The organism is Klebsiella sp. MS 92-3 (assembly GCF_000195655.1).
GTDB lineage: Bacteria > Pseudomonadota > Gammaproteobacteria > Enterobacterales > Enterobacteriaceae > Klebsiella > Klebsiella pneumoniae.
Window position 1 is genome coordinate 22,759 of record NZ_GL882854.1, and the last position, 3,682, is coordinate 26,440.

Annotated in this window: 3 protein-coding genes and 1 pseudogene; all 4 read left to right on the forward strand. The window is 68.1% G+C overall.

Going from position 1 to position 3,682, the window contains the following annotated elements; genetic code table 11:
• Positions 1-93, forward strand: a 93-nt coding sequence (locus HMPREF9538_RS33430; protein WP_274900686.1) for a hypothetical protein, incomplete at its 5' end; no start/stop codon positions are given.
• Positions 66-1,601, forward strand: coding sequence for an ABC transporter permease subunit (locus HMPREF9538_RS04625; RefSeq protein WP_009486068.1), 1,536 nt, complete (start codon positions 66-68; stop codon positions 1,599-1,601). The genes HMPREF9538_RS33430 and HMPREF9538_RS04625, both read left to right, overlap by 28 nt.
• Positions 1,601-2,246: pseudogene (locus tag HMPREF9538_RS04620) on the forward strand (ATP-binding cassette domain-containing protein). Before HMPREF9538_RS04625 ends, HMPREF9538_RS04620 begins: the two are co-directional and overlap by 1 nt.
• Positions 2,247-2,339: 93 nt before the next feature.
• Positions 2,340-3,647: a sulfurtransferase gene (locus tag HMPREF9538_RS04615; RefSeq protein ID WP_009486070.1), complete on the forward strand. Its 1,308-nt coding sequence runs from the start codon at positions 2,340-2,342 to the stop codon at positions 3,645-3,647.
• The last annotated feature ends 35 nt before the right edge of the window (positions 3,648-3,682 follow it).

The window sequence follows — 3,682 nt, forward strand, 5'->3', positions numbered from 1 at the left end:
CCGCAGGATCTGCCGCCGGTGCTTGCCGAGCCTCACGCGGCATGGGTTGACGCGCTGGAGCAGGAATGGCTGCGCCGCTACGGTACCCACTGATCCTGCTGGCCTGGGGGGCGATGGCGGCGATCTATCTGCCGCTGCTCCCCGCCGCCGGGGAACTGGTGGGCGCTGCGCGCTCCCCGGCCCACTGGCGGGCGCTGTTCGCCGACCCGCAGCTGAGCCAGGCGCTGGCCGCCACCCTCGTCTCCACGCTGTTATCCGTCGGCGGCGCGCTGCTGATCGCCCTGACCATCGTCGCCGCCCTCTGGCCTTCGGCCCGCTGGCGGCGGCTGGCTTCCCGTCTGCCGCTGCTGCTGGCGGTGCCCCATCTCGCCCTGGCGACGGCGGCGCTGCTGCTGTTCGCCGAAGGGGGCTGGCTCTGGCAGCGGCTGCCGTTTCTGACGCCGCCGGTTGACCGGTACGGCATCGGGCTTGGCCTGACGATGGCCCTGAAAGAGAGCGCCTTTGTGCTGTGGGTGATCTATGGCCTGCTGGGAGAGAAACGCCTCGCCGACCAGGCGACCGCCCTGAAGAGCCTCGGCTACGGCCGCTGGCAGTGCCTGCGTTGGCTGGTGCTGCCCGCCCTGCTGCCCGCCCTCGGCATGGTGCTGCTGGCCACCACCGCCTGGAGCCTGTCGGCGGTAGACGTCGCCCTGGTGCTGGGGCCCGGCAATCCGCCCACCCTCGCCGTGCTGGCGTGGCAATGGTTAAGCCAGGGCGATGAGCTGCAGCAGGCCAAAGGGGCGCTGGCCAGCCTGCTGCTGATGGCGAGCCTCGGCGGGCTGGCGCTGGTCGCCTGGAGCGGATGGCGGCTACAGCGCCAGTACCAGCCCGATCTGCACGGTGTTCGTCACCCGCATCCTCATGCCCTGCCCGGCCGCCTGCTGGCGGCGCTGCTGCCGCTGAGCGGTCTGCTGGGCGCGCTATTGCTGGCGGGGCTGGCGCGCTCGGCGCCGCCGCAGATGGATGCCCTCGGCAACAGCCTTGGGCTGGCGCTGGCGGCCTGCGCCCTCGGCGCGGCTGTCTGCCTGCTGTGGCTGGCCTGCGGCCCGGCGCGAGGCGATGGCTGGGTCTGGCTACCGCTGGTCCTGCCGGCCCTGCCGCTGGCCGACGGCCAGTACCGGTTGGCGCTGTATGCCTGGCTTGACGGTGACTGGTGGACCGTCCTGTGGGGCCATCTGCTGTGGGTGGTGCCCTGGATGCTGTTTATTTTGCGCCCGGCCTGGCGCCAGCGCGATCCGCGGCTGACGGTTGTCGCCCGCACGCTCGGCTGGGGATCCACGCGTATTTTCTGGTTGCTGACCCTGCCTTCGCTAACTCGCCCACTGCTGACCGCCCTGGCGGTGGGCTTCTCAGTGAGCATCGCGCAGTATCTGCCAACGCTATGGCTGGGGGCTGGCCGAATTCCGACGCTCACCAGCCAGGCGGTGGCGCTCAGCAGCGGCGGCGAGGCGCAGACGCTCGCCGCTCAGGCGCTGTGGCAATTACTGCTGCCGGCGGTATGCTTTACCCTGACGGCTCTGCTGGCCTGGCTGGCAGGCCGCTATCGACGAGGACTTCGCTAGTGCTAACCGTAAACCATCTGACTCTGAGCGTGAGACGCCAGCCGCTGCTGCGGGAGGTCGCCTTTTCGGTAGCCCCGGGGGAGGTGCTGACGCTGATGGGCCCCTCCGGTAGCGGGAAATCAACGCTGTTTGCCTGGATGATTGGCGCCCTGTCCGGCGATTTTCGCGCCCGAGGCGAACTGTGGCTCAACGAACGGCGTTGCGATACGCTGCCGACAGAGCAGCGGCGCATCGGCATTCTGTTTCAGGACCCGTTACTGTTCGACCATTTCAGCGTCGGGCAAAATTTACAGCTGGCGCTGCCGGAGAACGTGCGCGGCGAGGCGCGAAAAACCGCGGTGGAGGAAGCGCTTAGCCGCGCCGGGCTGGCGGGCTTCGCCCCGCGCGATCCGGCCACGCTCTCCGGCGGGCAGCGGGCGCGGGTGAGCCTGCTGCGCGCCCTGCTGGCGCGCCCCGAGGCATTACTGCTTGATGAGCCCTTCAGCCGCCTGGATGCCAGCCTGCGCGCCGGGTTCCGCCGCTGGGTTCCGCCGCTGGGTCTTTGAAGAACTGGCCCGCCAGGCCATTCCGGCGATCCTGGTGACCCACGATCGCGAGGACTGCCCGCCGACGGGGCGCTGCCTGGCGATGGAGCGCTGGCAATGAAGGACAATAGCGTGCAAACCTGCGTTACCGCAAAGAAATCGGCGCCTGGCGAGTGGAGAATACGCCCTCCACTTTTTACCGTCGGGCATTTCGATGAAACGTGTTTCTCAATTGACCGCACTCGCCCTGCTCATGGGGCTTGCTGCTTCCACTACCTGCGCCGCTGAAACCATGCCAGCGCTCACTCTCTCCCACCTGCAACAGCAGCACGGCGTGGCCATCGACACCCGGCTGAGCGCTTATTACAACGGCTGGCCGCAGCGCGCCAACGGCCCGGAAGGCCATGAGCCGCAGGCCCTCAATCTTTCCGCCCGCTGGCTCGGCGCCATGAGCGACGATCAGCTGCGCGCCTGGGCTAAGCAGCACCAGCTCCATTCCGATACCCCCATCGCGCTGTACGGCAGCCCGGAGGATAACGCCAGCGTCGCGGCGCGGCTGAAACAAACGGGTTTCACCCGGCTCAGCACCCTGAGCGATGCGCTGAGCCAGACCGACCGTCTGCAAAAGCTGCCGCACTTTGAACAGCTGGTCTACCCCCAGTGGCTGCACGACCTACAGCAAGGGAAAGCGGTCGCCGCCGCCCCGGCAGGCGACTGGAAAGTGTTTGAAGCCGCCTGGGGAGCGCCGAAGCTCTATCTGCTGAGCCATATCCCTGGCGCGGGCTATATCGATACCAATGAGGTGGAGAGCGAACCGCTGTGGAATAAAGTGTCCGACGCGCAGCTGAAGGCGATGCTGGCGAAGCACGGCATCCGGCATGACACCACGGTGATCCTCTATGGTCGCGACGTCTACGCCGCAGCGCGGGTGGCGCAGATCATGCTGTACGCCGGGGTCAAAGACGTGCGCCTGCTTGACGGCGGCTGGCAGACCTGGTCCGACGCCGGGCTGCCGGTAGAGCGCGGTATGCCGCCGGCGCAGCAGCCGGCGCCTGATTTCGGCGCGCCGATCCCCGGCCAGCCGCAGCTGATGCTGGATACCGAACAAGCCCGCGGGCTGCTGCATCGTCAGGACGCCTCGCTGGTCAGCGTCCGCTCGTGGCCGGAGTTTATCGGCACCACCAGCGGCTACAGCTATATCAAGCCGAAGGGCGACATCGCTGGCGCCCGCTGGGGCCACGCCGGGAGCGACTCCACGCACATGGAGGATTTCCATAACCCGGACGGCACCATGCGCAGCGCCGACGATATCGCTGCCCTGTGGCGCCAGTGGAACATTCTGCCGAGCCAGCAAGTGGCGTTCTATTGCGGGACCGGCTGGCGGGCCTCGGAAACCTTTATGTATGCCCGCGCCATGGGCTGGCCGCACGTCGCGGTGTACGACGGCGGCTGGTACGAATGGAGCAGCAACCCGCACAATCCGGTGGCCCGCGGAGAGCGCGGCCCGGAAAGCAGTCAGTAACTCGCCCCGCCTCAGCGCGTCGCCCTTTGTCCGCG

Excerpts from the sequence above, each read along its gene's own strand:
- HMPREF9538_RS04625 (WP_009486068.1), top strand. The coding sequence starts at position 66 with ATGGCTGCGCCGCTACGGTACCCACTGATCCTGCTGGCCTGGGGGGCG.
- HMPREF9538_RS04615 (WP_009486070.1), top strand. The coding sequence starts at position 2,340 with ATGAAACGTGTTTCTCAATTGACCGCACTCGCCCTGCTCATGGGGCTT.